At 60.0% G+C, this 25,077-nt stretch carries 18 protein-coding genes; 9 read left to right on the forward strand and 9 right to left on the reverse strand.

Going from position 1 to position 25,077, the window contains the following annotated elements; translation table 11 throughout:
- The first annotated feature begins 86 nt into the window (after nt 1–86).
- Nucleotides 87–755 carry an HAD-IA family hydrolase gene (locus AAA138_RS06730; protein ID WP_349090108.1) on the forward strand — a complete coding sequence of 223 codons (669 nt, stop codon included), beginning with the start codon at nt 87–89 and terminating at the stop codon, nt 753–755.
- Nucleotides 756–1,230: 475 nt separating this feature from the next.
- Here the strand turns inward: AAA138_RS06730 and AAA138_RS06735 are convergent, their stop codons facing one another.
- The 3 genes from AAA138_RS06735 to AAA138_RS06745 all read right to left on the reverse strand — a co-directional run bounded on the left by AAA138_RS06735 (nt 1,231) and on the right by AAA138_RS06745 (nt 4,285).
- Nucleotides 1,231–1,788 (reverse strand): hypothetical protein, encoded by a 558-nt coding sequence (locus AAA138_RS06735; protein ID WP_117634513.1) that lies wholly within the window; start codon nt 1,786–1,788, stop codon nt 1,231–1,233.
- A gap of 234 nt (nt 1,789–2,022) precedes the next feature.
- The gene (locus tag AAA138_RS06740) at nt 2,023–2,559 is read right to left on the reverse strand and encodes a PTS glucose transporter subunit IIA (RefSeq protein WP_161160036.1); all 537 of its coding nucleotides are present in this window, start codon (nt 2,557–2,559) and stop codon (nt 2,023–2,025) included.
- Between the two features lie 277 nt (nt 2,560–2,836).
- Entirely contained in the window at nt 2,837–4,285 is a 1,449-nt protein-coding gene (locus AAA138_RS06745; protein ID WP_195569080.1) for a glycoside hydrolase family 1 protein, read from the reverse strand.
- 202 nt (nt 4,286–4,487) lie between these two features.
- Between AAA138_RS06745 and AAA138_RS06750 the strand changes: the two genes are divergently transcribed.
- Nucleotides 4,488–5,342: a MurR/RpiR family transcriptional regulator gene (locus AAA138_RS06750; protein WP_349090109.1), complete on the forward strand. Its 855-nt coding sequence runs from the start codon at nt 4,488–4,490 to the stop codon at nt 5,340–5,342.
- A gap of 309 nt (nt 5,343–5,651) precedes the next feature.
- On the opposite strand, the gene pyrE is transcribed toward AAA138_RS06750, so the two are convergent.
- Nucleotides 5,652–6,332, reverse strand: a complete 681-nt coding sequence (gene pyrE / locus AAA138_RS06755) for an orotate phosphoribosyltransferase (RefSeq protein ID WP_089573524.1) — start codon at nt 6,330–6,332, stop codon at nt 5,652–5,654.
- A gap of 438 nt (nt 6,333–6,770) precedes the next feature.
- Here pyrE and mgtA point away from each other — a divergent pair, with 438 nt between their 5' ends.
- On the forward strand, nt 6,771–9,539 hold the full coding sequence (mgtA, locus tag AAA138_RS06760; protein ID WP_195568861.1) for a magnesium-translocating P-type ATPase: 2,769 nt from the start codon (nt 6,771–6,773) through the stop codon (nt 9,537–9,539).
- A gap of 479 nt (nt 9,540–10,018) precedes the next feature.
- Here the strand turns inward: mgtA and AAA138_RS06765 are convergent, their stop codons facing one another.
- Nucleotides 10,019–11,332, reverse strand: coding sequence for a DUF4038 domain-containing protein (locus AAA138_RS06765; protein ID WP_349090110.1), 1,314 nt, complete (start codon nt 11,330–11,332; stop codon nt 10,019–10,021).
- Between the two features lie 209 nt (nt 11,333–11,541).
- On the reverse strand, nt 11,542–12,969 hold the full coding sequence (locus tag AAA138_RS06770; RefSeq protein ID WP_349090111.1) for a PTS transporter subunit EIIC: 1,428 nt from the start codon (nt 12,967–12,969) through the stop codon (nt 11,542–11,544).
- 490 nt (nt 12,970–13,459) lie between these two features.
- Here AAA138_RS06770 and AAA138_RS06775 point away from each other — a divergent pair, with 490 nt between their 5' ends.
- Together AAA138_RS06775 and AAA138_RS06780 are read left to right on the forward strand one after the other, a co-directional pair.
- Nucleotides 13,460–14,797 (forward strand): prolyl oligopeptidase family serine peptidase, encoded by a 1,338-nt coding sequence (locus AAA138_RS06775; RefSeq protein ID WP_349090112.1) that lies wholly within the window; start codon nt 13,460–13,462, stop codon nt 14,795–14,797.
- 265 nt (nt 14,798–15,062) lie between these two features.
- Complete coding sequence (locus AAA138_RS06780; RefSeq protein ID WP_195568865.1) at nt 15,063–16,574, forward strand: nucleoside hydrolase-like domain-containing protein; 1,512 nt, start codon at nt 15,063–15,065, stop codon at nt 16,572–16,574.
- A gap of 202 nt (nt 16,575–16,776) precedes the next feature.
- Here the strand turns inward: AAA138_RS06780 and AAA138_RS06785 are convergent, their stop codons facing one another.
- Nucleotides 16,777–18,117: an AAA family ATPase gene (locus tag AAA138_RS06785; protein ID WP_195568866.1), complete on the reverse strand. Its 1,341-nt coding sequence runs from the start codon at nt 18,115–18,117 to the stop codon at nt 16,777–16,779.
- Between the two features lie 358 nt (nt 18,118–18,475).
- Between AAA138_RS06785 and AAA138_RS06790 the strand changes: the two genes are divergently transcribed.
- From AAA138_RS06790 to AAA138_RS06805, 4 genes are all read left to right on the forward strand, one after another.
- Nucleotides 18,476–19,213: a DUF4428 domain-containing protein gene (locus AAA138_RS06790; RefSeq protein WP_138340566.1), complete on the forward strand. Its 738-nt coding sequence runs from the start codon at nt 18,476–18,478 to the stop codon at nt 19,211–19,213.
- Between the two features lie 24 nt (nt 19,214–19,237).
- Nucleotides 19,238–20,560: a hypothetical protein gene (locus AAA138_RS06795; protein WP_349090113.1), complete on the forward strand. Its 1,323-nt coding sequence runs from the start codon at nt 19,238–19,240 to the stop codon at nt 20,558–20,560.
- A gap of 48 nt (nt 20,561–20,608) precedes the next feature.
- The gene (locus AAA138_RS06800; RefSeq protein WP_349090114.1) at nt 20,609–21,637 is read left to right on the forward strand and encodes an SPFH domain-containing protein; all 1,029 of its coding nucleotides are present in this window, start codon (nt 20,609–20,611) and stop codon (nt 21,635–21,637) included.
- A gap of 293 nt (nt 21,638–21,930) precedes the next feature.
- Nucleotides 21,931–22,773 (forward strand): hypothetical protein, encoded by an 843-nt coding sequence (locus tag AAA138_RS06805; protein WP_349090115.1) that lies wholly within the window; start codon nt 21,931–21,933, stop codon nt 22,771–22,773.
- A 190-nt stretch (nt 22,774–22,963) separates the two neighbouring features.
- On the opposite strand, the gene AAA138_RS06810 is transcribed toward AAA138_RS06805, so the two are convergent.
- Both AAA138_RS06810 and AAA138_RS06815 read right to left on the reverse strand, forming a co-directional pair.
- A complete protein-coding gene (locus tag AAA138_RS06810) occupies nt 22,964–23,587 on the reverse strand; it encodes a response regulator transcription factor (RefSeq protein ID WP_349090116.1) in 624 nt (207 codons plus the stop codon).
- Nucleotides 23,584–25,077, reverse strand: a complete 1,494-nt coding sequence (locus AAA138_RS06815; protein ID WP_349090123.1) for an ATP-binding protein — start codon at nt 25,075–25,077, stop codon at nt 23,584–23,586. The genes AAA138_RS06810 and AAA138_RS06815 overlap by 4 nt, the downstream gene beginning before the upstream one ends.

Consider the following 25,077-nt stretch of genomic DNA (forward strand, 5'->3'; position numbering starts at 1 on the left):
CCTGGAGATGTTCAGATTCCAAGCGCGCCCAACGCGGAAGCCCAGTATTATGAGGTGCGTTTTGAAACCCAATGACGGGAGCTTTCATGGCAGCAGCTTTTTCCCATGTGATCTTTGACCTGGACGGCACCATCCTCAACACGATCGAGGACCTGGCGGCCGCCGGCAACCACACCTGCGAGATGCACGGCTGGCCCACGTTTGCCGTGGACGAGTACCGCTACAAGGTGGGAAACGGCATGCTCAAGCTGGTCGAGCGCTTTATGCCCGCCGAGTACGCGGGCGACGGCCGCATGTTTGAGCAGACGCTTGCTGAGTTTAGAGCTTATTACGGCGAGCACAAGGAGGACCACACCTCACCCTACGCCGGCACGATTGAGATGCTCGACCGTCTGCGCGCAGCGGGCGTTCAGCTTGCCGTGCTCACCAACAAGGATCATATTTCGGCAGCCCCGCTTATCGAGAAATACTTTGGCTCTGAGCGCTTTGCGCTGGTGCAGGGCCGTGTCGATGCGTTTCCGCCCAAGCCCGAAGCACCCGTCACGCTGCATGTGATGGAGGAGCTGGGCGCCGATCCGGCAACCACGCTCTATGTGGGCGATTCCAATGTCGATATCCTGACCGGCCACAACGCCGGCCTTAAGAGCGCGGGCGTCAGCTGGGGCTTCCGCGGCCGCGCAGAGCTGGAGGCCGCCGGCGCCGACTACGTGGTGGACACCCAGGCAGAGCTCGCGGCGCTGGTGCTGGGCGAGTAGCGGAGCCGCCGCTTAACGTAGCTGCGACAATTCTTCCGCACGGAAAGCGCATCCCGTTTTGGAGCTCCGGAATGGGATGCGCTTTCCGCTTGAGCCCCATCGGGGAAACCGCATCCCGTTTCAGAGCAATATTCCGGGTCGCGCTTTCCGCAACCCACCCCATCCGGAAACCGCGACCCATTATTCGCCCAAATACCGGCTCGCATTTTCCCGAGCATTCGATGCAACGCTGGTGCAAGGAGTGTCCCCAACTGCCGGCAGAAAAGGAACGTCCCCAAGTGCCGCCCCAATGACTACCATGGCAATGCCGCAGGTAGAGGACGGACAGCGAGCGACGTCCAGGACGAACAAGTTGGCATGAAAAAGGCGAGGCATAGACCTTCTGGTCATGTCTCGCCTTTTGAATGACAAATTGTCGTCCTGGGCGGCGCGCAGCGTCGAGCAGTTGCGGCGTTTGGTAAAACGCCGCAACTCCCTAGCTCATCATGGCATTCATCATCTCGTTGGTTGCGGAATCGTCAGCAGACCACTCGCCGTCGTCATTGCAGGAGTACTTGAAGGTGACCTTGGTGTCCTTGGTCTTAGCAGCCTTGGTCACATCGACCATAACCTGACCGGCCATCTTGTACAGCTCGTCATCGGAAGGCATCGAATCGAGCGCGGCGACCTTCTCCTGATACTGGGTGGCAAAATCCTCAACGATCTGGTTCATGGACTTGCAGGTAATGGTGACCTCGGCAGTTGCGGTACCCTTGTCCTCGTCGACCGTCACGTCGCCGATCTTGTAGTCAAAGCCCTCGAGATAGCTCTTAGCGTACTCCTTGGGATCGATGCCCAGCTGCTCGAACTCGTCGCCCGAGGCCTCTTCCAGGCCGGCGAGGAAGTCGTCGCCACCGTTCTTGACCTCGTCAAACTGCGTCGTAAGATCCTCGGTGATAAGCTCCTCAACCGAAGGACCTCCGCAGCCGGAAAGCACAACCACGCACGCGACCAGAACAGCCATCAGGGGCGCAAGCAGCAGCTTCTTCTTCATGACATTCCTCCCAACAAGCGGCACCGCGCTTCCTGACGCGGTGCACGTCGTAACAATAAGGCCATACTAGCCGCTAACGAACACCCCCGGCAAAGCAAAGGCGCAGGCGGCTCGATTTATCGTCCGAACGGTTTACCGGTCCGCCCAACGCGCAATAAAACGTTCCGCCGCATTGTAATAAAAAAGGTGGCCGGATAACCCGACCACCCTTGCACATCCTTTGGATGTCGCAGTCTACTTGCGGACGACCTTAACGATGGCGTCACCAGCAGCGACGGCAGACTCGGCCTCGACGGTAAGCTCGACGTCGGCGAACTCAGCGGTGTTGGACACAGCCACGACGACGCAGTCCTTGTAACCGGCAGCAGCGATCTTGGTGCGGTCGATCTTGAGGATGGGCTGGCCGGCCTTCACGACGTCGTCAGCCTTGACGAAGCCCTCGAAGCCGTCGCCGTTCATGTTGACGGTATCGACGCCAACATGCACCAGAACCTCGATGCCGCTATCGGACTGCAGGCCCACGGCGTGACCCATGGTGACGGTCACCTTGCCGTCGCAGGGAGCGTAGACCAGATCGTCCTCGGGCCACACGGCGCAGCCCTTGCCCAGGACCTCGCCGCCAAAGACGGGATCGGGCACGTCGGCCATCTTGATGACCTTGCCCTTGACGGGCGAGCACAGCACGTCGGCGCCGGCAGAAGCAGAGATGGAGGCAGGAGCAGCGGCGGCCGCGGGCTCAGCCTTCTTCTTAAACATGTCAAACAGACCCATACGTTTTCTCCTCTTGATTAAGCGCAACGTTATGCGCATGCCTATGGTGATTATAGTGCCAAATGGTTCAAATACTAAGGTGGGGACTCGAATCGCGAGCCCTTTCAAGCCCTTCCCAAAACCTTTTCCCCAGTGGCGCTCATATTGTCGATTAATCCTCGATAAGCCCCAGACGAGCAAAGGCGTTCCAGATGCCGTCGTCATTGACGTCGGTGGTCACGTAGTCGGCGGCCGGTCCGGCGTTCGGCAGAACGCCGGACCGGCCGCCGGAACTCAATTACTCCAGGCCCTCGGTGCCGTTGGACTTGATGATCTTCTGGTATGCAAAGAAGCTGTCCTTGCGGCGGCGCTCGTAGGTACCGGTGCCGTCGTCGTACTTATCGACGTGGATGAAGCCGTAGCGCTTGCGCATCTCGCCGGTGCCGGCGGACACCAGGTCGATGGGGCCCCACCAGGTGTAGGCGATCAGGTCGACGCCGTCGGCGATTGCCTCGCCCATGGCTTTGATGTGGCTGCGCAGGTAGGCGATGCGGTACGGGTCATGGATGGAGCCGTCCTCCTCGACCTCGTCGTAAGCGCCCATGCCGTTCTCGACCACCATCAGCGGAATCTCGTAGCGAGCATAAATCTCGTTGAGGGCGATGCGCAGGCCCAGCGGGTCGATCTGCCAGCCCCAGTCGGTGGACTCCAGATAGGGATTCTTTCCGCCAAAGGTCATGTTGCCCTCGGTCATCTCGTGGTCCTTGTGGGTGCCCACGGTGCCGGACATGTAATAGCTAAAGGAATAGAAGTCGACCTTGCCGTCGGCGATATCCTGCAGGTCGCCGTCCTCCATCACAAGCTCAACATCGTTCTCGGCCCAGAAGCGCTTGGCATAGAACGGGTACTTTCCGCGCACCTGCACGTCGGAGCAGTACCAGTTCATGGCGTTCATCTCCTGCTGCGTGGCGAACACGTCGGCCGGATCGCACGTGGCGGCATAGGAAAGGATAAAGCAGTCCATGTTGCCCATCTTGAACTGCGGGTAATGCTCGTGGGCATAGCGCACGACGCGACCGCTGGCGACAAACTGGTGATGCAGCGCCTGCATACGGGCCTGCGGCGTGGTGTGAACCGCCGAAGCCGGGCCCTCAAAGCCCTGAATCATGCTGGTCTCGAAGAGGTTGCCCATGTCCTGAGTACCGCAGTTGATCTCGTTGAAGGTGAGCCAGAACTTGACCTTGTCCTGGTAACGGTCGAAGACGGTTTGGCAGTACTTCTCAAAGAAGCCGATGAGCTCGCGGCTCGCCCAGCCGTTGTACTTCTCGACCAGGTGATAGGGCATCTCGTAGTGTGAGAGGGTCACGAGCGGCTCGATGTTGTGGGCGCGCAGGCAGTCGAAGACGCGGTCGTAGAAGGCGAGGCCGGCCTCGTTGGGCTCAGCATCGTCGCCGTTGGGGAAGATACGGCTCCAGGAGATGGACATGCGGAACATGTTGAAGCCCATCTCGGCGAACAGCGCGATGTCCTCCTCATAGTGATGGTAGAAATCGATGCCGTCATGGTTGGGGTAGAAACGGTCGGGGTCGATATCGATCGTGATCTGACGCGGCTCCTTGTAGCTGCCACCCAAGAAATGGTCGTCGACGGAAGGACCGCGGCCGTCCACGTTCCAAGCGCCCTCAAACTGGTTGGCGGCGGTGGCGCCACCCCAATAGAAGCCCTCGGGGAACTTGATGTTTGCCATGAGCATCTCCTTTGCATCGCGGGTCGATAAGCTGAGTATCGCCCACGCGCGCGGCAGGCAGGGGCAGGGGTGCCAAACCCGACACTTCTTTTCGTTCTCAAGTCCTGCCGCCGCCCCGTCCCTGATACTTCCTGATACCGACCGAAACGTGCCAAAATAAACCTGTCCCTTTTTGGCAGGTTTGGCGAGTGTGGGAGTTCGTATGGATATCAAACGCAAGATTTCCGAGGCACAGGGCCTTACCCCTACCGAGCAACAGCTCGGCATTGCAGCCCTTGCCATCGGCGAGGACATCCGCGGACTTTCTATTAAGGAATTTGCCGCGCGCACCAATGTTTCTGTTGCGAGCGTGCACCGTTTTTGCAAAAAGCTCGGCCTCGAGGGCTTTAAGGATCTCAAAGTCGAGCTCATCCGCCTGGCAACCGAATCGGGCAATCGGCGCGACGTGGACATCAACTTTCCCTTCGACGCCACGTCCACCCCTGCGCAGGTTATGGAGCGCATGGAGGGGCTCTACCAGACCACGCTGGCCGAAACGCAGGAGCTGCTCGACCCCACGCAGCTTGACCACGCCGCCAAGCTCATCGCGAACGCCCGACAGGTCGACATCTACACGGGCTCGCACAACCTCTATCCAGCGGGAATGTTCCGCGACCGCCTGCTCTCCGCCGGTAAAAGCGCGACGTGCCACGACGGTGTCGAGGCCCAGGTGCGAACGGCACTCGCCTCGGGTCCCGACCATGCGGCAATCGTCATCTCCTACAGCGGCCTTGCCCCCAACCTCAAGGACATCTTGCCGATCCTCAGCAGTCGACATGTCCCGGTCATCGTCATCGGCACGCCTTATTGCGCGCGCATTCACCCTGGCTTTGCCGCCTACCTTACGGTGAGTGACCACGAGAGCATGACGCATCGCATCACGCAGTTCGCAAGCCATATCGCCGTGCAATACGTGCTCGATTCGCTTTACAGTAGCTACTTCGCCAAAGACTACGCCCACTGCTCCGAATTCCTGGAGCGCTCGTTCCCCTACACCCGCCTGCCCGGGCTCAAGTAGTGACGAGCGTGGTTCTCGGACGTCTATCTAACGAGAGCAAGTAGTCATTGGGGACGTTCTTAAACGACTAGTCAAACAAGAACGTCCCCAATGATTAGTCGTTTAAGAACGTCCCCAACGACTACCCATCCGGAGTAAGACAACGCCGCAGGTAGAGGACGGACAGCGAGCGCCGCCCAGGGCGAACAAGTTGGCATGAAAAAGGCGAGGCATTGACCCTCTGGTCATGCCTCGCCTTTTGAATGACAAATTGTCGCCCTGGGCGGCGCGCAGCGTCGGCCGGTTACGGCGTTTGGCAAAACGCCGTAACTAACGAGCTCCGTACTGCTCGTAGTAAGCGTCGATGGCGGCCTTGAGCTCGTCGTCGATGACGACCTTACCGTCAATCTCGTGGTTGTAGAGGGTCTCGACGACCTCGGCCATGGAGACGATGCTCGCGACGGGGAAACCGTACTTGGCCTCGATCTCCTTCTGCGCGGTGGTCACGCCACCCTTGCCGACCTCCATGCGGTTGAGGGACACGATGAGGCCCTTGATCTCGACGTCGGCAGCAGCCTTGACCTTGGGATAGGTCTCGTCGATGGACTTGCCGCTGGTGGTGACATCCTCGACCATGACCACGCGGTCGCCGTCCTGGGGCTCGTAGCCCAACAGGTTGCCCTTATCGGCACCGTGGTCCTTGGCCTCCTTACGGTCGCAGCAGTACTTGACCTCCTTGCCGTACAGCTCGTGGTAGGCAATTGCGGTCACGACGGCCAGGGGAATGCCCTTGTAGGCCGGCCCAAACAGCACGTCAAAGTCGTCGCCAAAGTTATCGTGGATAGCCTGGGCGTAATACTCGCCCAGCTTCTTGAGCTGATAGCCCGTCACGTAAGCGCCGGCGTTCATAAAGAACGGGGACTGACGGCCGCTCTTGAGCGTAAAGCTGCCGAACTTAAGGACGTCGGACTCGACCATAAACTTGATGAACTCTTGCTTGTAAGCCTCCATGCGGGCTCCTCTCGTAATCGCGTACGTGCTCTCCAGTTTAGCGCAGGCAGGGCGTCGATGCGGGCGCGCTTTGAGGCCACGGCATTCTGTAAGAGCTTTGTCGGAGACGATGGTTTTCTGAACAATGGGGGTTGACATGTCAAAACCCCTCATCAAGAATACGGGCGGATTGAAACGGGTACGAGATACCCAAAGCGCGCTGCGCCCGGCCTTAAGGAGGTGTGCCATGGAAGGCAGTCCTAGTCGAAAAACCTGCATGTCGCCCTCGGCACGCCGTGAGGATTCCGTATTCGCATAAGCACCACGAACCGATCGTCAAAACCACCACAAAGGTGCCTGTCCCCTTTGTGGTGGTTCGCGAGCTTGACGTGAGCGACATCTAGGTTTTTTGAAGCAAATACGACACGTACGCTAACTCCCTTCAACAAGGAGGACCCTATGCTGATGCTCAAAACCGCCACGGTACTCGAAGCTATCTCCAAGCGCCGCCGCACGGCGCGCCCTGCCGCTCACACCGGCCTGTCCAAGAACACCATATTCGCCGCCACCCATAGCGCCGAGGACGCCCTCGTACTGCTTGACGCCACGGCAAACGGCCTCACCGCCGAGCAGGCAACCGAGCGCCTGGACGCCTCCGGCCCCAACACCATCGAGGCACCGACCAAGACGCTCGCCCGCCGCATCGCCGACGCGTTCATCGATCCCTTCGCCGGCATCCTCGCCGCGCTCGCGCTGGTCTCGCTCTACATCGACGTGCTCGCCGTGCCCGAGCCGCAGCGCGACCCCTCCACGGTCATCGTCATCGGCATCATGCTGCTGGTATCGGGCGGCATGAAGTTTATCCAGGAAGCCCGCAGCGGCAATGCGGCAGAGGCCCTCAAGGACCTGGTCTCCAACACTTGCACCGCCCTGCGCGACGGCGAGCGCGTCGAGATCCCCTTCGACGAGCTCGTCCCCGGCGATGTGATCCGTCTCTCTGCCGGCGATATGGTGCCGGCCGATGCCCGCATCATCACCGCGCGCGATCTGTTTGTGATCGAGTCCGCGCTCACCGGCGAGAGCGAGGCCGTCGAGAAGACAGCTGCCATCACCGTCGTCGAGGGTGCCGACGGCTCCGCGCTGCCGCTCTCCGCCTGCAAGAACATCGTCTTTACCGGCACCTCCGTGCAAAACGGCACCGCCATGGCGCTTGTCGTTGCCACCGGCTCGGACACCTACCTGGGCAGCATCGCCAAGATGCTCAACGGGCGCGGCGAGAAGAGCGCGTTTGACCGCGGTGTCTCGAGCGTCTCCATGCTACTCGTACGCCTCATGCTCGTTATGGCGCCGGCCGTCTTTGCCATCAACGCCGCCACCAAGGGCAACGTCATCGACGCGCTGCTGTTCGCCACGAGCGTGGCCGTGGGCATCACGCCGCAGATGCTCCCCGTCATCGTGACCACGAGCCTGTCGCAGGGCGCCAAGGACCTCGCCCGCCGCCAGGTTATCGTCAAGGAGCTGCCGGCAATCCAAAACCTCGGCGCGATGGACGTCCTGTGCTGCGACAAGACCGGCACCCTCACCGAAGACCGCATCGTGCTCGAGCGCTACCTCAACACCGACGGCAACGAGGACGCACGCGTGCTGCGTCATGCGTTTTTGAACAGCTTCTTCCAGACCGGCCTCAAGAACCTTATCGACCTGGCCGTAATCGACCGTGCCGACGTGACGCCCTCGACCGTCGCACCCGATTCCATGCTGGGCCAGAGCCTGCGCGACCGCTATACCAAGGTCGACGAGGTGCCCTTCGATTTCTCGCGCCGTCGCCTGAGCGTAGTTGTAGCCGACGCCCAGGGCAAAACCCAGATGGTTACCAAGGGAGCAGCCGAGGAAATGCTCGAGATCTGCTCCTTTGTCGAGGTCAACGGTATCGCCCGGCCACTCGCCGAAGACAAGCTCGCCCAGATTCGCAAGCAGGTCGCCGGGCTTAACGCCGAGGGCCTACGCGTAATTGCCGTGGCACAGAAGACCGATCCGCGCTGCGTGGGCGAGTTTGGCATCGCCGACGAATGCGACATGGTGCTGATGGGCTTTTTGGCCTTCCTCGATCCACCTAAAGCAAGTGCCGCGGGCGCCGTCACCACCCTCGAAGCCAAGGGCGTGGCGGTAAAGGTCCTGACCGGCGACAACGATCGCGTCGCCGCCACCGTCTGCGAGCAGATCGGCATCGACGCGAGCAACGTCTTGCTCGGCTCCGAGATCGATGCACTCGATGACGCCGAGCTTGCCGAGCGCGCCGAGAAAACCCATCTGTTCGCCAAGCTCTCGCCGCTGCAGAAGGCACGCCTGGTGCGCGTCATGCGCGAGCTGCTCGGCCACACCGTGGGCTTTATGGGCGACGGCATCAACGACGCCGCCGCCATGCGCGCGAGCGACTGCGGCATCTCGGTCGACTCCGCCGTCGACATTGCCAAGGAATCTGCCGATATCATCTTGCTTCAGAAGGACCTGGGCGTGCTCGAGCGCGGCATCATCGAAGGCCGCCGCACCTACGGCAACCTGCTCAAGTACCTCAAGACCACGGTGAGCTCCAACTTTGGCAACGTGCTGTCCGTGACCGTCGCGAGTCTGTTCTTGCCGTTTTTGCCCATGAGCGCCCTGCAGCTGGTGCTGCTGTCGCTGGTCTACGAGATCGTGTGCATCGCGCTGCCGTGGGACACCGTCGACGACGCCTGGACTGCCCGTCCGCGCGCCTGGGACGCCGCGTCCATCAAGGGCTTTATGCTCGAGCTGGGCCCCGTGAGCTCACTGTTTGACATCGTGACCTTCGCCGCGCTCTTCTTTGTGGTGTGCCCCGCCGCCGTGGGCGCGAGCTGGTCCGAGCTTGCCGCCGCGGGCAATGTCACGGGTATGGCGACCTTCGCTGCACTCTTCCAGAGCGGCTGGTTTGTCGAGTCCATGTGGTCGCAGACACTCGTGGTCCACATGCTGCGCTCCCCGCATCTGCCGAGCCCGCGCGACCACGCCGCGCCCGCACTGTGCGTTCTCACCGTGCTGGGTCTGGCGCTCGTCACCTGGCTGCCGGCAAGCCCCATCGCCGATGCGCTCGGCCTCATGACACTGCCCGCGGGCTTTTTCGCGCTGCTCATCGGCATCGTCACCGCCTACATCGCGCTCACTCAGCTGGCAAAGCGCCGCTACATTGCACGCCACGGCGAGCTACTGTAGCGAGCAGGTGGAAAACACCCTGCCAGCTGCCGTTGCCACTACCACAGCTGCCAACGCCCCTGCCGCTGCCGCAGTCTGTCCCCTCAGCAGTTGCGGTGGAATAGTTCCTGTTTAAAGCCCCATGACTTTAATTTAGGGACTATTCCACCGCAACCTATTGGGGGATTAGCTAGTCATTTGGTGTCCAGGACCAGAAGAAGTTGATTAGGGACACACGCGAGGCGGCACCGGTCTTTTTGTTGATCGAGGAAATGTGACAGTTGAGCGTTGAGCGCGGAATCGGAACATACGGGTGCAAAATCCCCACCAAGATCGTCGGTAGCAAGTGCCAATCCATCCCACATCACGACCACTCATTTAAGTGCGTCCCCAATGAGTGCGACGGAATGGCCCCCTTGGCAGCTTAAAGCCGTCATGCAGGAACCATTCCGTCGCAACCTCATGAAAGGGACTGGGTTGTAAATGTTGGAGTAGAGCCGTTAGCGCCCGGGGGACAGGATCACCAGCGCGTCGTGCTCAAAGGGATGCTGAGCCACGCGCACGGTGCCGTCGCCGTTGTCGCGGACGGGCAGCTTGGCGATGCGCTTGTCCTCCATGTCGAGGACCGTCGCCGTCCAGTCGCGCGCACCGTCGAGCTTAAACTTGAGCGCCGTGGTACGCGGCAGGTACGTGACGACGCGATCGCCAACGCGCGCCACACGAATGGCCTCGCGCGCGTCATCGAGCAGCTCCTGCGCCGGAACCACGGCAAGTGCGTCATCGCCAGCCGTAGCGCCCAGGCCGGCAAGCACATGCTCGATCGCGCCAAAGTCCCAAACGCCCGCAAACTGCAGGCACTCCTGCCAGCGGAACGGCATATCGAAGCCCTCGCCCAGCACCGAGCCCTGACTCTTGCTGGTCTGCCAGTTCCAAACACCGTGCGCGCCATAGGTCACGCCGGCGCTCGCACCGGCAAGGATCGACGACCACACACTCGCGCGGCAGTCCTGTGCGGTGAAGCGCCAGTACACGTTGCGCGACGCACCCATCTGCTCGTAACAGGGCTCGGAGTTGACCATCGGCTTTTTGGGATAGTTGGCGATAAAGTCCTGCGGCAGGCGCCAGGCCTCGGGCTGGCCCTCGTAGTTGTGACCGGGCTGGAACATGTAAAAGTCCAGGCGCTCCAGGTACTGTGACGGAATGGTGCGGTTGCCGCGGTTGATATGCATGGTGCGCAACGCCTCGGGCGCGCGTTTGATGACCTCGTCTAGGGCGTCCTCGTAATAGGCGATCGCCTCGTCGCTGGTAAAGTCGGTATCGCCCGTCACCACGTAGGCGGGGTCGAACTCGCCCAGGTTCTCGACGACGCGGGCAACGTGGGCACGGACCTCCTCGCGCGGCATAACCTCGGCACCGCAATGCTCGGCAATCTTGGCGCCCCAGGTACCGGGCACGTAGTTGCACCACATAAGTACGAGCGCCGGACGAATGCCATGCTCGACGGCAGCGCGACACATGGCAGCAGCGCGGTCCCAGTACGCCTGGTTGGGACGGGACCAATCAAAATGCACGCCGTCCTCGCTGGCATAGGGCCAAATGCCCAGATCGGGGCAGCAGCGATCCCACTGCGGCAGCGTGTTGATCTGCAGCACGTTCATGCCCTGCTCGGCGCGACGGGTCAGATAGTAGTCCCAATCGGCCTCGGTAATGCTCGTAAACGCGCTCCAGCACGTATCGGCAAACCAAAAGAACGGTTTGCCCTCGCACAAAAAGCCGTCCTGACGACCGTTAACGGTCAGCTTTCCCAAACTCATCTGCATGTCCTTTCGTTTGATAAAGGAGTTGCGAACCGGCAGATTCTTTCGCGGTAACCCCGCGCGAAAGCCTCCGTCGTTTAGCAAGCCCTTGCGAGCGGGCATCTCCCGTCCCAATCAGTCTACCTTGCAGGAAAGGCCCCGCTGGGCTTGCGCCTGACGGGGCCCTGTCGTGTAGGTAAGGTCGTATGTGACCGAATGGTTTGGCCTTAGGCCTCCATCTCGGCGAGCTCCTCCTTGGAGAAGCCAGTGGCAAAGACGACGGCAGCCGCGATGACAAAGGAGATTGCCATACCGACGATAGCCCAGACGGTGTTCATCTGGCCACCCTGCAGGTAGTTGGTGAAGACCAGGAAGTTGGAGGCACCGCCGGCCAAGTAGTAGGTAACACCCATGAGGCCGGAGAACACAGCGCCGATGGCACCGCCGATGAACATACCGAGCATGGTGCGACGGAAGCGCATGAGGATACCGAAGAGCGCGGGTTCGGTGACGCCGCCGGCGATGGCGGAGATGACGTAACCCAGAGCAAGACCCTTCTCGTCGGGGTTCTTCATCTTGAGGAAGGCACCGAAGGCGCAGCCCCAGACGGCGGCCATAGCGCAGTTGGTGGAAACGAAGACGAAGGGATCGTAGCCGGCGGCGATGATCTGAACCTGAGCGAGCAGGATGACGGGCATGTGCATGCCGCAGACCACGAAGAGCTGCCAGAAGGCGCCGAGGATGGCCATAACGATCAGGATACCGATGCCACCAAGGTCGGCAAGACCAAAGAGGGCATTGGCGATGACGTTGCCGAGCTCGTTGCCGATGGGAGCGAGGACGATGAAGGCGATGGGGATCGTGACAATCATGGTGCAGAACGGCGTGAAGACCGTGGACAGCACGTCGGGCATGACCTTCTTAAAGAACTTCTCGATGAAGTAGAGGACCGGCACCGAAAGGATGATCGGCAGGACGGACTGCTGGTAGTTGGCAGCAGCGATCTGGATGCCGTAGACGGAAATGATTCCGCCACCCTCCTGGGTCGCGACACTCACGACAGACGGGGCCATGAGGGCGCCGCCAAGGAGCATGCCGAGCACCGGGGTGGCGCCGAGTTTCTTAGCGGCGGCATAGCCCAGGTAGATGGGGATAAAGGTAAACGTGGCCTCGTACAGGGTGGTGTAGAGGAACGTGTAGGTCGGATCGGCATCGGAGATAACGCCGAGCATGGTGGGACCAAGAACCGCAGCGATGGTGCGGAACAGACCGCCGGCCATGAGCAGCGGAATCAGCTGGGTCATGGAGCCCGACAGATAGTCGAGGATGATGTTGGGCAGGTTCTTGAGCTCGAACTTCTCCTTGGGAGCGTCGAGGTTCTCGTCGACCGCGGCACCCTGCTTGACGCCGGACATGGCGACGAACTCGGCGAGCACCTTGGGCACGTTCTGGCCGATGATGACCTGGAGCTGGCTGCCGGCGAACTGGCAGCCCAGAACACCCTTGACCTTCTTGATCTTCTCCACGTCGGCCTTGTTGTTGTCCTTGAGCGTCAGACGCAGGCGCGTCATGCAGTTGGTGGCGACGGTGACATTTTCCGCACCGCCCACGAGCTCGAGGACATCGGTGGCAATCTGCTTGTTATCTACTGCCATGGGACCCCTCCCCATATCATCGTGTGCCTAATCGCTTGGGCGCAGGCACGCCTTTGGCCCGGTGACTATAACCCCTTACGGTTACCGAACCCTTGGATACGCTGTCGTAAACAATCTGTTTACTGAACGTTTACAGCGCTTAGTTTACACGCAGCGTTGAATTTGTGGCAGTTTTGCCGTTTGCAGTCCGGTGAACGGTAGGAAATCGGGGGTGAACGTAATTGAATGCCAAGGCATTACATATAGTGCTGTTTATTTATAAATGGCCGTCTACGTGGGATTTTATATAATCTGTCACCCAAATTCCTTGTTGACTCATCAACAAAAGCCCTGCTAGATAGTAGTAAACGAGTGTTTAGTAGTTCATTGAGTGTTTGATTTGACCGTTTACCGAGTTCATCTGCTTATTCTCTAATTCTGCTTTACACTAAACATGTTTAGATTGTATTGCCGCGATTGTTTAGCACGCGCGGCACAAGGGAGGCAGCTCATGGAACTCAAATCGTGCACCTACGCAACCGTCACCACCTTGGGCGACTTTGGCCCCTGGATCAGCAAGGTCGTTCTCGACCTACCCTGCACCGTGCGCGCCAACGATCTCGATTCGAACACTTTCCATATATATGTAGAGCGTCACGAGCGCACGGGCGAGGTCCTGATGCGCAAGGAGCACGGCGCCGACCATGCCACGCCCTCCGTGGGTTACATCGACATTCTCGCCGCGTATCCGTGTGACGAGAACGGCCGCAAGCTCGCCGTGGGCACCCATGTGGCACTCGAGGTCGCCGAGCAGCGCCTGACCAAAAAGATCGAAGGCAGCGTCATGGGCTCGCGCATGCTCGATGACCAGCTGCGCGTCACACAGCTCGTGGCCCTTCCCGGCAACGACGGCGACGACCCCACCTGCGGCCTGGTCTTCGATACCTGTCGCGGCGACATCTGCCCCGCGCTCAAGGGCTGGAGCAATGCCGTGCAAAAGACCGCCATTGATGGCATCGCGCTCGAGTACGGCTTCTTTGAGCCCAACTTTAAGGCAGAGGACTCGGCCTGCTTCAATCCCTTCGCGCCCGAGGCCACGGTCGTGCCCCAAAAGGCCCCGCTCGTGGTGTACCTGCACGGTGCCGGTGAAGGCAAGGGTGCCACGCAGGGCGAAGGCGCCACGCGCGCCTATGTCGGCAACCGCGTGACAGCCATTAGCCAGGCGCAAATCCAGCACTACTTTGGCGGCTTTGCCTGGGTGCTCGTGCCGCAGTCTCCCACGTTTTGGATGGACAACGGCGTCGAGCAGCTCGGTCGCTCCAACCAGAGCATCTACTCCCCCGTACTCAAGGCGCTCATTGACGAGTTTGTCGCCGAGCATGCCGAGCGTATCGACACCGACCGCATCGTGGTCGCCGGCCTTTCCAACGGCGGCTTTATGACCCTGCGCCTGTGCGCCGACTACCCCGATTTCTTCGCCGCCGGCCTTCCCTGCTGTGCCCCGTGGTACAACGCCACGGACGAGGACGTAGCCGCGCTCGCCAAGACGCCGCTGTGGTTTACGCACTCCAAGGGCGATGAGCTCGTGTCGCCGCAGCAGACCGTGCTGCCGCTCACGGCACGCCTGCGTGACGCCGGAGCCAACGTGCACCTCACCTACTTTAGCCATGTCGAGGACCTGACCGGACGCTACCGCGAGGCCGATGGCTCGCCCAAGAAGACGTTCAACCACGGCGTGTGGATCCACCAATTCAACGACCTGTGTTATCAAGACTTCGACGGGGGCAACGTACTCATCGACGGCGAGCCGGTGGGCTGCTGGGAGTGGTCGGCCAGAGTTTCGAGGTAGCCATCCCATCGGGGGCCCTGACCTTTAGTTTTGTAAACGTCCTCGCGCATGGGTCCCGCTTATCCTGCTCCTTCGGAGCATCGGATAAGTGGGACCCGCGCTGCGGAATGTTTACAAAACTAAAGGTCAGGGCCCCTAAGTTAACGTTGTTCGAAACGCTGGACGAGCGCTTCCGGCAGCACGCCGGGTCGGCGGCGATGGGGGCGTGGGTCCCGTCTTGCCTTGCGCGTAACTGGCTGAATTGATTTTGATTGGAGCTGTTCCTATGTCCCAAGAGTTAACTCGGGTGATTGTTACTACTGATATGGAAGTCGACGATATGAACTCACTCGTTCATTTGGCTCTGTATCTTAATGTGCTTGATGTTCAGGCTGTGGTGTATACGGCTTCGCAGTATCACTTTCTTGGCGATGGCGTCCATACGCTCGGCGAGGTGAATTCGCATTGGCGGACTAAGGGGCGTCGCTCTTACGAGTGGGCTGTTGTGCCTCATGAGCCCGATCCGCTGGCCGGGGAGCTTCGTGAGTATCGACCGTTTCCCGAGCATTGGATTGAGAGTCTCTGGAGTAATGAATATGTCCAGGCTTGGCCGCAGCTGCAGGCGAATGCGGACGCTGCCGGTGAGCCGCCGTATCCCACGCCTGCCCAGATGATCGAGCGCACCTTTGTGGGAAATGTTGCCTTTGAGGGTGATGTGACTGAGGAAACTGAGGGGTCTCGCGTAATTGCGCAGGCGATTTTGGATGATGATCCGCGTACATTATGGCTGCTCAGCTGGGGTGGCATGAACACCATTGTTCGCGCCCTCATGAGCATTGCCGAGCGTTATCGCGCCACGCCCGAATGGCCCGCCGTGCAGCAGCGGGTCTATCGGAAGGTGCGCGTGATGGGCGTTGCCGATGGCATAGGGCAGGACAACTCATGGCTCGACCATGGACGCGAGCTCTTTCCCGAGCTCGTCTTTTGGCGTGTGCCCTATATGTATGGCGGCTATGTCGACGCCAAGATGGCGCAGCCCGATTCGCTGCCGCTGTTTCAGGCTCCTTGGCCCGAGCAGAATCTCACGCAGGGCAACGGCTCCCTCATGGCGCGCTATATGCTCTATGGCGATGGCAAGGTCTACGAAAACGAGCCCGAGCGCTTTCAGTTTGGCAAGCATGCCCGTCTGGATTGGGGTCTAGAAGGCATGCCCGCGATGCAGTTTGAGCGCGGCGACTTTATGGCCGAAGGCGACAGCATGACCTACATTCCACTACTGCCGTTTGGCCTGCGCGGTATCGATGACCGCAGCTTCGACACGCTGCTCGGCCGCATGTTCCTCGACGGTCACCCCGACTCGGACGCACCCGCCGGTTTTGCCGCCATCGGCACACCCATAGACGGCAACCCCAATCCCTACCTGCGCGCCTATCAGGAAGACTTTGCCGCCCGCGCGCAATGGTGCGCCCATGATCCGGCAGCGTGTTCGCATCCGGCACATGTTGCCGAGGTCACGGCCGACCGCAGCGCCGCAGCCGGTGAGCGTGTCGTCCTTGCAGCGGCCATCGTCGACCCCGACGGCAGAGGCTTTGATGCACATTGGGATGTCGCCGAGGACCCGTCGAGCTATGCAGGCACGCAGGATCTTTCGCTATGGCAAGAATGCACGGTGAGCACCGCTTTTATCGTGCCCGCCGACGCGCAGCCCGGCGACCGCTTTGTGCTCACCCTTACCGTGCAGACACGCGCCGAGCGCCCCTGCAGCCGCTACGCTCAGGTTGCCGTGACCGTGGCGTAACCACCACGATCGCACCAAGCACATTTGCGGTGGCCGGCAAGCGGCGCCAACCAGAAAGGCCACCGCAAAAGTACCTGGCGGTTTTGCGGTGGCCTTGGCTGTCTTAGCAAGCCTACCCTTGGAGGAGAATGGATTCTCGCGAGGTCAGTATTCCATCTCACAATGCCGAATTTTCCACAGCCGCATCGCGTGTCTTAAACTCTCAACCCTTCATCTGTGGCATTTCTTTTAACAGGGCCGCCATATATAAGGGCAGATACAATATCGTCTTTTCATCCACCACGTTATCCCGGTGAAGCACGACCGCCTGAGTCAATCCATAGTTTTCAACGCTCATCAGGCGGTCAAGGGCAGCGTGCTTCGTGCTGTATCTACCCGATTTGACCTCGACAGGCAACACGATGGGACTCCGCTTATCCTCGATTAAAAAATCGACTTCTCCAACCTTCGCCGCGTTAAAGTAGAACAACGAAGAATAGCCGCATGCGCGCAGCTCCTGGGCTACTGCATTCTCAAAAGCCTGCCCGAAGTTGACCGAATCCCGCTGCGCAACAATGGCCTCAACATCGGCGGGAGAAAAAGTAGAAAACAGTAGACCAACATCGCTCAGATAAAACTTGAAAAAGCTGTCTTCCCGCGAAAGACCCAAGGGAAACATCGGCTCGCTCGCCCTCTTAACCGGAATCGCAACGCCCGCATTAACAAGCCAGTCAAAATCGGGTTGCAGATCCAAAAAACGCTTCCGCTTGTCTATCCCGGTAACGAGAAAGCGCTTGTTCTCTTTATTAAGCTGCGCGGGCATGGCATCGTAGATCGTCCTGATCCGCTGAGCATGCGCAGGGGTTTCGGCGTACCGTACGATATCCGCACGATATGCCTCGAGGATGCCCTGCTGGCGAGCGCGCATCGCCTGCGTATCATGAGTCGAGACGAACAGCTGAACAGCCTCAGGCATGCCGCCCACAAGAACATACCGGTAATACGTCTCGACCAGCCGTTTGTGAATAAATGGGGGCACCTGTTCCCGTTTGCGGTAACAGGCTCGAACGATATCCCACAATGATTTATCGACTCCCAGGGCCCAGGAGAATTCTTCGAAATCCATGGGAAACATCTCAAGGATATCGATAGTACCCACTGGCAACGACCGATAATGATACGCCTCGACCCCGAGCATGGAACCGGAGTAGATAACATCGAAGCGATTGTCTTGTGCAAGGTAACGCATCCAGGTGATGGCGTCTCCGCAACGCTGCACCTCATCAAAAAACAGAAGCGTCTTCGCATCCGAAGCAATAGGCGATGAAGACAGTGCGGTGATTCTCACAATGAGGTCATCGAGGCTCTTTGCCTCCCCTATGAGCTCGACCGCGTCAGGTCTCTCCACGAAGTCAATTTTCAGGAAGCTTCTGTAGTTGTCACGGGCAAACTGCTCGACAGCGCTTGTTTTGCCAACCTGTCGAGCACCGGTAATAAGCAGTCCCTGCCCGGTTTTAGTCTGTTTCCAGTTTTCAATTTTCTCGATAATTTTACGCTTGAGCATGCTTGCCTCCTTTTGCCCATTTTAACTGGGATAACTGCAAAATTCAAATTGTAATTTGATATATTCCAGCATAATCTCAATCAGAATTTACCTCTATTGAACATTTTTAAGAAAGCGTTGATCAAACATCCAATAACATGCGGCGCCCACATTCGGCATGGAGCGTCCCCAACTGCCACTCATTTAAGTGCGTCCCCAATGAGTGAGTACGCCCCCCAATGAGAGCCCCATCGACTAGTCGAAAATGGGCCATGTGTCCCAGTTGTGGAGACTCGTTGAGCCATCTGGGTATCGTGAAAGATCGCGCACTCCCCCATCATCAAAAGTGACACACGCTACCTGTTGATGGGAGGCAACCATGGGCTTCTTTGACAAGATGTTCGAGAAGAAAGAGTGCGCGATTTGCGGTACCGAACTGGGACTTTTGGGAAAGACCAAGATCAGCGAAGGCTACCTGTGCAAAGAGTGCGCCGGCAAGCTCTCCCCCTACTTCCACGGCTATCGCTCCAGCACCGCGGACGATATCCGCGAGCAACTCGCCTACCGCGAGGCCAACGCCGAGCGCCTGGCCTCGTTCAACCCCACGCGCACGCTCTCTGCCGGGCGCACCAACATCATGCTCGATGAGGACGCGGGCCTGCTAATCATCACTTCGCAGAGCCGCTGGCGCGACGCCAATCCCGACATCATCGAGTTCTCACAGGTACTCGGCTGCGATATGGATATCGACGAGCATCGCACCGAAATCTATCGCGAGACCAAGGACGGCGAGCGCGAGAGCTACAACCCACCGCGCTACGACCTGGATTACGACTTCAATCTGACCATCCACGTCAACACGCCGTACTTTACCGAGATCAACCTGCGCGTGAACGACTCCACCATCGATCAGCGCGGTTCCATCGAATACCGCGAGGCCAAGCGGCAGGCAACCGAGGTCCGCGACGCGCTGGTGCAGCTGCGCCAGGAGACGCGCGACAGCGTCGTGGCCGCCAAGGCCCCCAAGACCGCGGTCACCTGCCCCTTCTGCGGTGCAACCACCATTCCCGATGCCAGTGGGCGCTGCGAATACTGCGGTGGCGCCATCGGCGCTTAGCCTCCGGCACGGAAAGGACCGATCATGGCCTTCGAGAGTGTCAACTATCAGTGCCCCGCGTGTGGCGGCCCCCTTCACTTTGCCAGTGCCGAGCAAAAGCTCGTCTGCGACTACTGCGATTCGCGTTTTGAAGTCGAAGAAGTCGAGGCCCTCTATCGCGAGCGCCAGGACAAGGCAGATGCCAAAGCCGATGCCGCAGCCGCGGCCCCCAAGCCTGCTGTCGACGATGCCGTGCAGGAGCTGGCTCAAAACGCCGGCTACATCTGCTCATCGTGCGGTGCCGAGCTGGTCTCGGACGGCACTGTCGCCGTTACCACCTGCCCATACTGCGGCAACTCCGCCGTGGCACCCGGCCAGCTCTCGGGCGACTTCTCACCCGACCTGGTGATTCCGTTTAAGCTCGGGCGCGACGATGTCATGGCCGCGCTCAAAGACCACTACAAGGGCAAGATCCTGCTGCCCAAGAGCTTTGTCACCGGCAACCATATCGACGAAGTCCAAGGTGTCTACGTGCCGTTTTGGCTCTACGGCGCCCGCGTTGACGGCGAAGTGTGCTTTGACGCGACCAACGAGACCGTAACCGAGAAATCCGACCGCACCGTCACGACCACCGACCACTACGACGCCTACCGTAAGGGCAATATCTCGTTTGAGCGCGTGCCCGTCGACGGATCGTCCAAGATGCCCGACGGCCATATGGACGCCATCGAGCCGTTTGACTACGACGCGCTGCGCCCGTTCTCGGTCGCGTATATGCCCGGCTACATCGCCAACCGCTACGACGAGGATTGCGAGACCTGCAAGGCGCGTGCCGAGCGCCGCATGGAGGAGAGCACGATTTCGGCCCTGCGCGAGACCGTCGTCGACGAGTACGACGACGCCACGGTCGAAAACAAGCAGCTCGACTACACCTGGGAAGAAAGCGATTATGCCCTGTTCCCCGTGTGGATGCTCTCTACCTCGTGGAACGGCAAGAGCTATCTGTTTGCCATGAACGGACAGACCGGTCGCATGGTCGGCGAGCTCCCCTGCTCCAAGCCCAAGCTCGCCATCGCCTCGGTGCTGTTCTTTGTGATCGGGTTTGTCCTCTCCCAGATTCTCTTTATGGGAGAGAACGCCTTCGATCCGGACTACCTCGCCTTTGATGTCGAGGGCATCCTCATCAACATCGTCGCGCCGCTGATCATCGTAATCATCGCGGACGTGCTGCTGGTGGGCCAGCTCAAGACGGCCAACGAGGCCATCCACGCCGATTGTTACTGCGGCGAGCTCGACCTGACCGAGAAGCACGACACCTTCAGCCACACCGAGACCACCGTTGTCATGAAGGACAACAAGGACGATTAGCCATTCTGACCAATACCACCCGGCCTTTGACGAGAAAGGAAGATCACCATGGGACTCTTGAAAGCTGGATTGGGTGCTGCCGGCGGCGTCATGGCCGACCAGTGGAAAGAATTTATCTATTGCGAATCGATGCCCGCTGACGTCTTGGCCTGCAAGGGCAGCAAGCGCACCGGCGGCCGCAGCTCCAACACGCGCGGCGAGGACAACGTCATCTCCAACGGCTCCGTCATCGCCGTCAACGACGGCCAGGGCATGCTCGTGGTGCAAAACGGCAAGATCATCGAGGTCGCGCTGGAGCCTGGCGAGTTTGTCTTTGACACCGGCAGCGAGCCGAGCGTCTTTAGCGGCAACCTGGGCGACTCCATCAAGGAGACGTTCGCCAATATCGGCAGCCGCTTTACCTTTGGCGGCGACGCGGGCAAAGACCAGCGTGTCTACTTCATCAACACCAAGGAGATCATCGGCAACAAGTACGGTACCGCCTCGCCTGTGCCCTTCCGCGTGGTCGATAACAATATCGGTCTGGACGTCGACATTTCCGTTCGTTGCAACGGCGAGTATTCGTACCGCATCACCAACCCGCTGCTGTTCTACACCAATGTGTGCGGCAACGTGACCGATAGCTACACGCGCGATAAGATCGACAGCCAGCTTAAGTCAGAGCTGCTCACCGCCCTGCAGCCCGCCTTTGCCAAGATCTCGGAGATGGGCATTCGCTACAGCGCCATCCCCGGTCACACCACCGAGCTCGCCCGCGCACTCAACGAGGTTCTCTCTGCCGACTGGCGTGACCTGCGTGGTGTCGAGATCGTGAGCTTTGGCGTCAATTCCATCGCCGCCTCGCAAGAAGACGAGCAGATGATCAAGGACCTGCAGAAGGCCGCGGTCATGCGCGATCCCACCATGGCGGCCGCCAACATCGCCAGCGCTCAGAGCGACGCGATGCGCGCGGCAGCCGCCAACCCCAACGGCGCGATGGCCGGCTTTATGGGCATGGGCATGGCAGGCGGCATGGGCGGCATGAATGCCAGCCAGCTGTTCGCCGCCGGCCAGGCGCAGCAGCAGGCCGCCCCGTAACCGGCTCCGGCACCCGCCCCGGCACCGGCACCCGCTGCCGCACCTGCGGCCGGCGCATGGACCTGCAGCTGCGGCGCCACCAACACCGGCAAGTTCTGCTCCGAGTGCGGCAGCCCCGCACCCGCCCCGGCACCGGCCAAGTGGTTCTGCCCCAACTGCGGTAGCGAAAACGGCGGCAAGTTCTGCAGCAACTGCGGAACGCCTAGGCCCTAATCCCTCTATCTGGTAATTGGCGGGGGTTCCGCCACCCCCGCATTTGCTTCTATGGGTTTCGTTCGATAAAGGAGGACACCATGAAGACAACGTTCAAAAAGTCCGTACTCGCATTCCTGACATGCATCTTGGCGCTCGCCTTTGCCCTGACGGGCTGCAGCGGCGGCGGCAAAGACCCCAAGGCCAACTTCGTCGGCAGCTGGGAACTCTCGGGCGGAACCGTGGAGGGCGAAGAGCTGACCGATGAGTACATGAAGATGCTCGAGGATTGGGGTGTCCACTGCGTCCTGATTCTCGACGAGGACGGTACAGGCGCCCTCGACCTGTTCCTTGAGGTTGTCGACCTGAAATGGGAGGCAAAGGACGCCACCACCGTAACCATCACCGCCGAAGACGAGTCACATGACATGAAGCTCAAGGACGGCAAACTCATCCTCGAAGAAGATGACGGCAATCTTGTCTTCACCAAGTCCGACAAGGACCTGTCCGGTACGGTGAAGAAGGATCGCGAGGCGGCCGAGAAGGAAGATGAGATCGATGAGGCCGTCGAAGGCGACGATGTCCAGAGCGTCGAAATCTCCCCCGCCGTCACCGTCGCCGATGACGATCTGTGCACCATCACCATCACCGAGAAGTTCAAGGACGACTGGGGCGACATCGGCTTTGTCGTCAACATCACCAACAAGAGCGACAAGGACCTGACCTTCTACGCTCCTTCCGGCAAGACCAACGTCAACGGCACCATGAAGGAACCCTGGTTCTCGGCTCACCTGATGCCCGGCACCAGCGTCACCGAGGAATTCACGTTCTCGAGCGGCGAGCTTGACAGCCTTGACGACCTGGTCAATACGACCATCGGCATCGACGCCTACCTGACCGATTCCTACGAGGACGTCGCCTCCTACAGCGCAACCATCGCGTAGCGGCAGACATCGACGGCCGCGGATTGGCGGACACATCCGCGCACTTGCCAGGCGGGGCCGCAGGAGATAATTCTGCGGCCCCGTCGCTTTATGCCGACAGCACCGCTCACACAAGCAGGCCGCCCGCCGTTTTTAGATGCAAAACGGCGGGCGGCCTATCTTTGGCGTTGGAGCACGGGCGGCGCACCGACTACGGACGCTCCATATTGGGGACGATGCTGCCTTCGGTCACCGCATGCACGGCCAGGCGCATAATGTTGTCGTAGCCAGTCTTGCTCAGGATCTCCGAGATGCGGCGCTTGATGGTGCCCTCGCTCATAAACAGCTCGGCCGCGATCTCGCGGCGGCTTTTGCCCTCGCAGGCAAGGCGCAAAATTGATAGCTCTACATCGTCGAGTGCCGCCGTACCCGAAAAAATGCTCTCGGGCGGCTTGGGAAACGTGCAATAGCCCGCCAGCGTGGAGCGCATCACGGCGAATAGCTCGTCGATACCGACGTTCTTGTACACAAAGCTATCGACGCCCGCCTCGCGGGCCTGATCGACAAAGGTGATCTCGGGCATGCCGGTCATGATAATGATGCGGCACTCGGGCAGCTGCTCCTTGATGCGCGCCGCCGCCACGATGCCGTTGGAATCATGCTCGGTGCATACGTCCATCAGTATCATGTCCGGACGCTCCTTGAGCGCGACACCCAAGGCCTCGGAGGCATCGGCGATGGCTGAAACAACGGTCATATCGGGCTGGTCGCCAACGGAGCGTGCCAGGCTCTCGCGCAGAATGGCCTGGTCTTCGACAATTAACACGCGGATCATGAGCTTCTCCTTTGGACCGTGGCGCTGGAGGCGAGCGGAATGGATACCGTAAGCGTAAAGGGTGGGGCGGCATGGACCTCAAGGCTGCCGCCCAGATTCTGTGCGACATGCCTCATGCCAGGGATACCCGTTCCCTCGCGATACGATACGGGGGCCGGGGAGCCGTCGTTAGAGATGGTCATGCGCGCGATGTCGCATCCGTTCGACTCCTCCTGCCACAGGTGCACATGGACCTGGTGGGCCTGCGCGTGCTTGGTGGCATTGGTCGAGGCCTCGCGGATAATCTGCAAAAAGGTCGCCGCGACACGCGCGTCCTCGGGCAGCGCGCCCTCAACATCGATCTGCACACTCACCAGGCCAAAAGCATGGACGATATCACCCAGCTGCTCTGCAGGCTCGCTGGCACCGCCACTGCGCAAATCGGCGGCGATTGAGCGCAGCAACGGGTCAATCTGCTCGAGCGACTCATCGTCCAGACGTCCCTCCTCCAAATAGCGATGAAGAATGGACAGGCGCTGCCCGATCACGTCGTGCACGCGGGCACGCATACGTAGGTAGGCCGCATTGTCGGCAACCTTTTTAACTTCTTCGATCTGGGCCTGGAGCTCTTGGCCCGCAAGCTCAAGCAGGTGGTTGGCTTGCGCCAGGCGGTCGTAGGCGTGTGCGTATTCCGTCACGTCCAGGCCGACGACGCGCTCGAACGGACGGCCCGAGACCGTAACGGAGTCACGCACGAACAGACGAATCTCGGAAGGAGAGATCTCGACCACGGCGCGATCCCTACCAAAGCGATCAAGGTCGATATGGGCGCGATTAGTGCTGCTTTCGGGCATTTGCATGCTAAGTTTGCGCAGGTCGTTCCACGTGCTGCTCATGTCGCCCAGGTCGGTGGGCATATGGAGCTCTACGAGGTTTTTGCGCATGCAGCGGTTCATGAGCAGCGGACGGCCCCTCGGGTCTAGATACAGGATGCCCACGGGAATCACGTTGATGGTCTCGATCGTCGAGAACATGGTGATATCCTCCTGGCGGTTACGGACGTCCATCAAGAGCGCCGCGATGGAGCGGAACAGGAAGAACGCCCCCTCCGTGATAAGGACAACGGTCCACGCCGAGCCCATGGCAAAAACCACCGGTGGTGTAACGGCGACAACAAGCAACAGTTCGGCCAGCATGACGAGGCGACGATAGTGCACCATAAGTACCACGCCATAGGCAAAGATTGCGGCATTGAGCCACAACGCTCCGCCCATTGCCCTGGCGCAAACGTCAAGCGGCGCCACCAGATACGAGCCAGACGACGCGAATAAGATGAGCGCCGAAACCACCAGGTGAAGCACAAGGCTCGCCTCGTAGGCGCAAATCACCTTACGGTTATAGGGCGAGCGGCGCGATGCGATGAGCGGGACGTGGATCGTCTGCAGGCACGCAGCCAGGGCAAAGACAACATCGAGCGCAACGATTTGGGGAAGAATGAGCGAAATCTGCAT

The organism is Collinsella sp. CLA-JM-H32B (assembly GCF_040098065.1).
Taxonomy (GTDB): Bacteria; Actinomycetota; Coriobacteriia; order Coriobacteriales; family Coriobacteriaceae; genus Collinsella.

Excerpts from the sequence above, each read along its gene's own strand:
- AAA138_RS06730 (WP_349090108.1), top strand. The coding sequence starts at position 87 with ATGGCAGCAGCTTTTTCCCATGTGATCTTTGACCTGGACGGCACCATC.
- AAA138_RS06735 (WP_117634513.1), bottom strand. The coding sequence starts at position 1,788 with ATGAAGAAGAAGCTGCTGCTTGCGCCCCTGATGGCTGTTCTGGTCGCG.
- AAA138_RS06740 (WP_161160036.1), bottom strand. The coding sequence starts at position 2,559 with ATGGGTCTGTTTGACATGTTTAAGAAGAAGGCTGAGCCCGCGGCCGCC.
- AAA138_RS06745 (WP_195569080.1), bottom strand. The coding sequence starts at position 4,285 with ATGGCAAACATCAAGTTCCCCGAGGGCTTCTATTGGGGTGGCGCCACC.
- AAA138_RS06750 (WP_349090109.1), top strand. The coding sequence starts at position 4,488 with ATGGATATCAAACGCAAGATTTCCGAGGCACAGGGCCTTACCCCTACC.
- pyrE (WP_089573524.1), bottom strand. The coding sequence starts at position 6,332 with ATGGAGGCTTACAAGCAAGAGTTCATCAAGTTTATGGTCGAGTCCGAC.
- mgtA (WP_195568861.1), top strand. The coding sequence starts at position 6,771 with ATGCTGATGCTCAAAACCGCCACGGTACTCGAAGCTATCTCCAAGCGC.
- AAA138_RS06765 (WP_349090110.1), bottom strand. The coding sequence starts at position 11,332 with ATGAGTTTGGGAAAGCTGACCGTTAACGGTCGTCAGGACGGCTTTTTG.
- AAA138_RS06770 (WP_349090111.1), bottom strand. The coding sequence starts at position 12,969 with ATGGCAGTAGATAACAAGCAGATTGCCACCGATGTCCTCGAGCTCGTG.
- AAA138_RS06775 (WP_349090112.1), top strand. The coding sequence starts at position 13,460 with ATGGAACTCAAATCGTGCACCTACGCAACCGTCACCACCTTGGGCGAC.
- AAA138_RS06780 (WP_195568865.1), top strand. The coding sequence starts at position 15,063 with ATGTCCCAAGAGTTAACTCGGGTGATTGTTACTACTGATATGGAAGTC.
- AAA138_RS06785 (WP_195568866.1), bottom strand. The coding sequence starts at position 18,117 with ATGCTCAAGCGTAAAATTATCGAGAAAATTGAAAACTGGAAACAGACT.
- AAA138_RS06790 (WP_138340566.1), top strand. The coding sequence starts at position 18,476 with ATGGGCTTCTTTGACAAGATGTTCGAGAAGAAAGAGTGCGCGATTTGC.
- AAA138_RS06795 (WP_349090113.1), top strand. The coding sequence starts at position 19,238 with ATGGCCTTCGAGAGTGTCAACTATCAGTGCCCCGCGTGTGGCGGCCCC.
- AAA138_RS06800 (WP_349090114.1), top strand. The coding sequence starts at position 20,609 with ATGGGACTCTTGAAAGCTGGATTGGGTGCTGCCGGCGGCGTCATGGCC.
- AAA138_RS06805 (WP_349090115.1), top strand. The coding sequence starts at position 21,931 with ATGAAGACAACGTTCAAAAAGTCCGTACTCGCATTCCTGACATGCATC.
- AAA138_RS06810 (WP_349090116.1), bottom strand. The coding sequence starts at position 23,587 with ATGATCCGCGTGTTAATTGTCGAAGACCAGGCCATTCTGCGCGAGAGC.
- AAA138_RS06815 (WP_349090123.1), bottom strand. The coding sequence starts at position 25,077 with ATGCAGATTTCGCTCATTCTTCCCCAAATCGTTGCGCTCGATGTTGTC.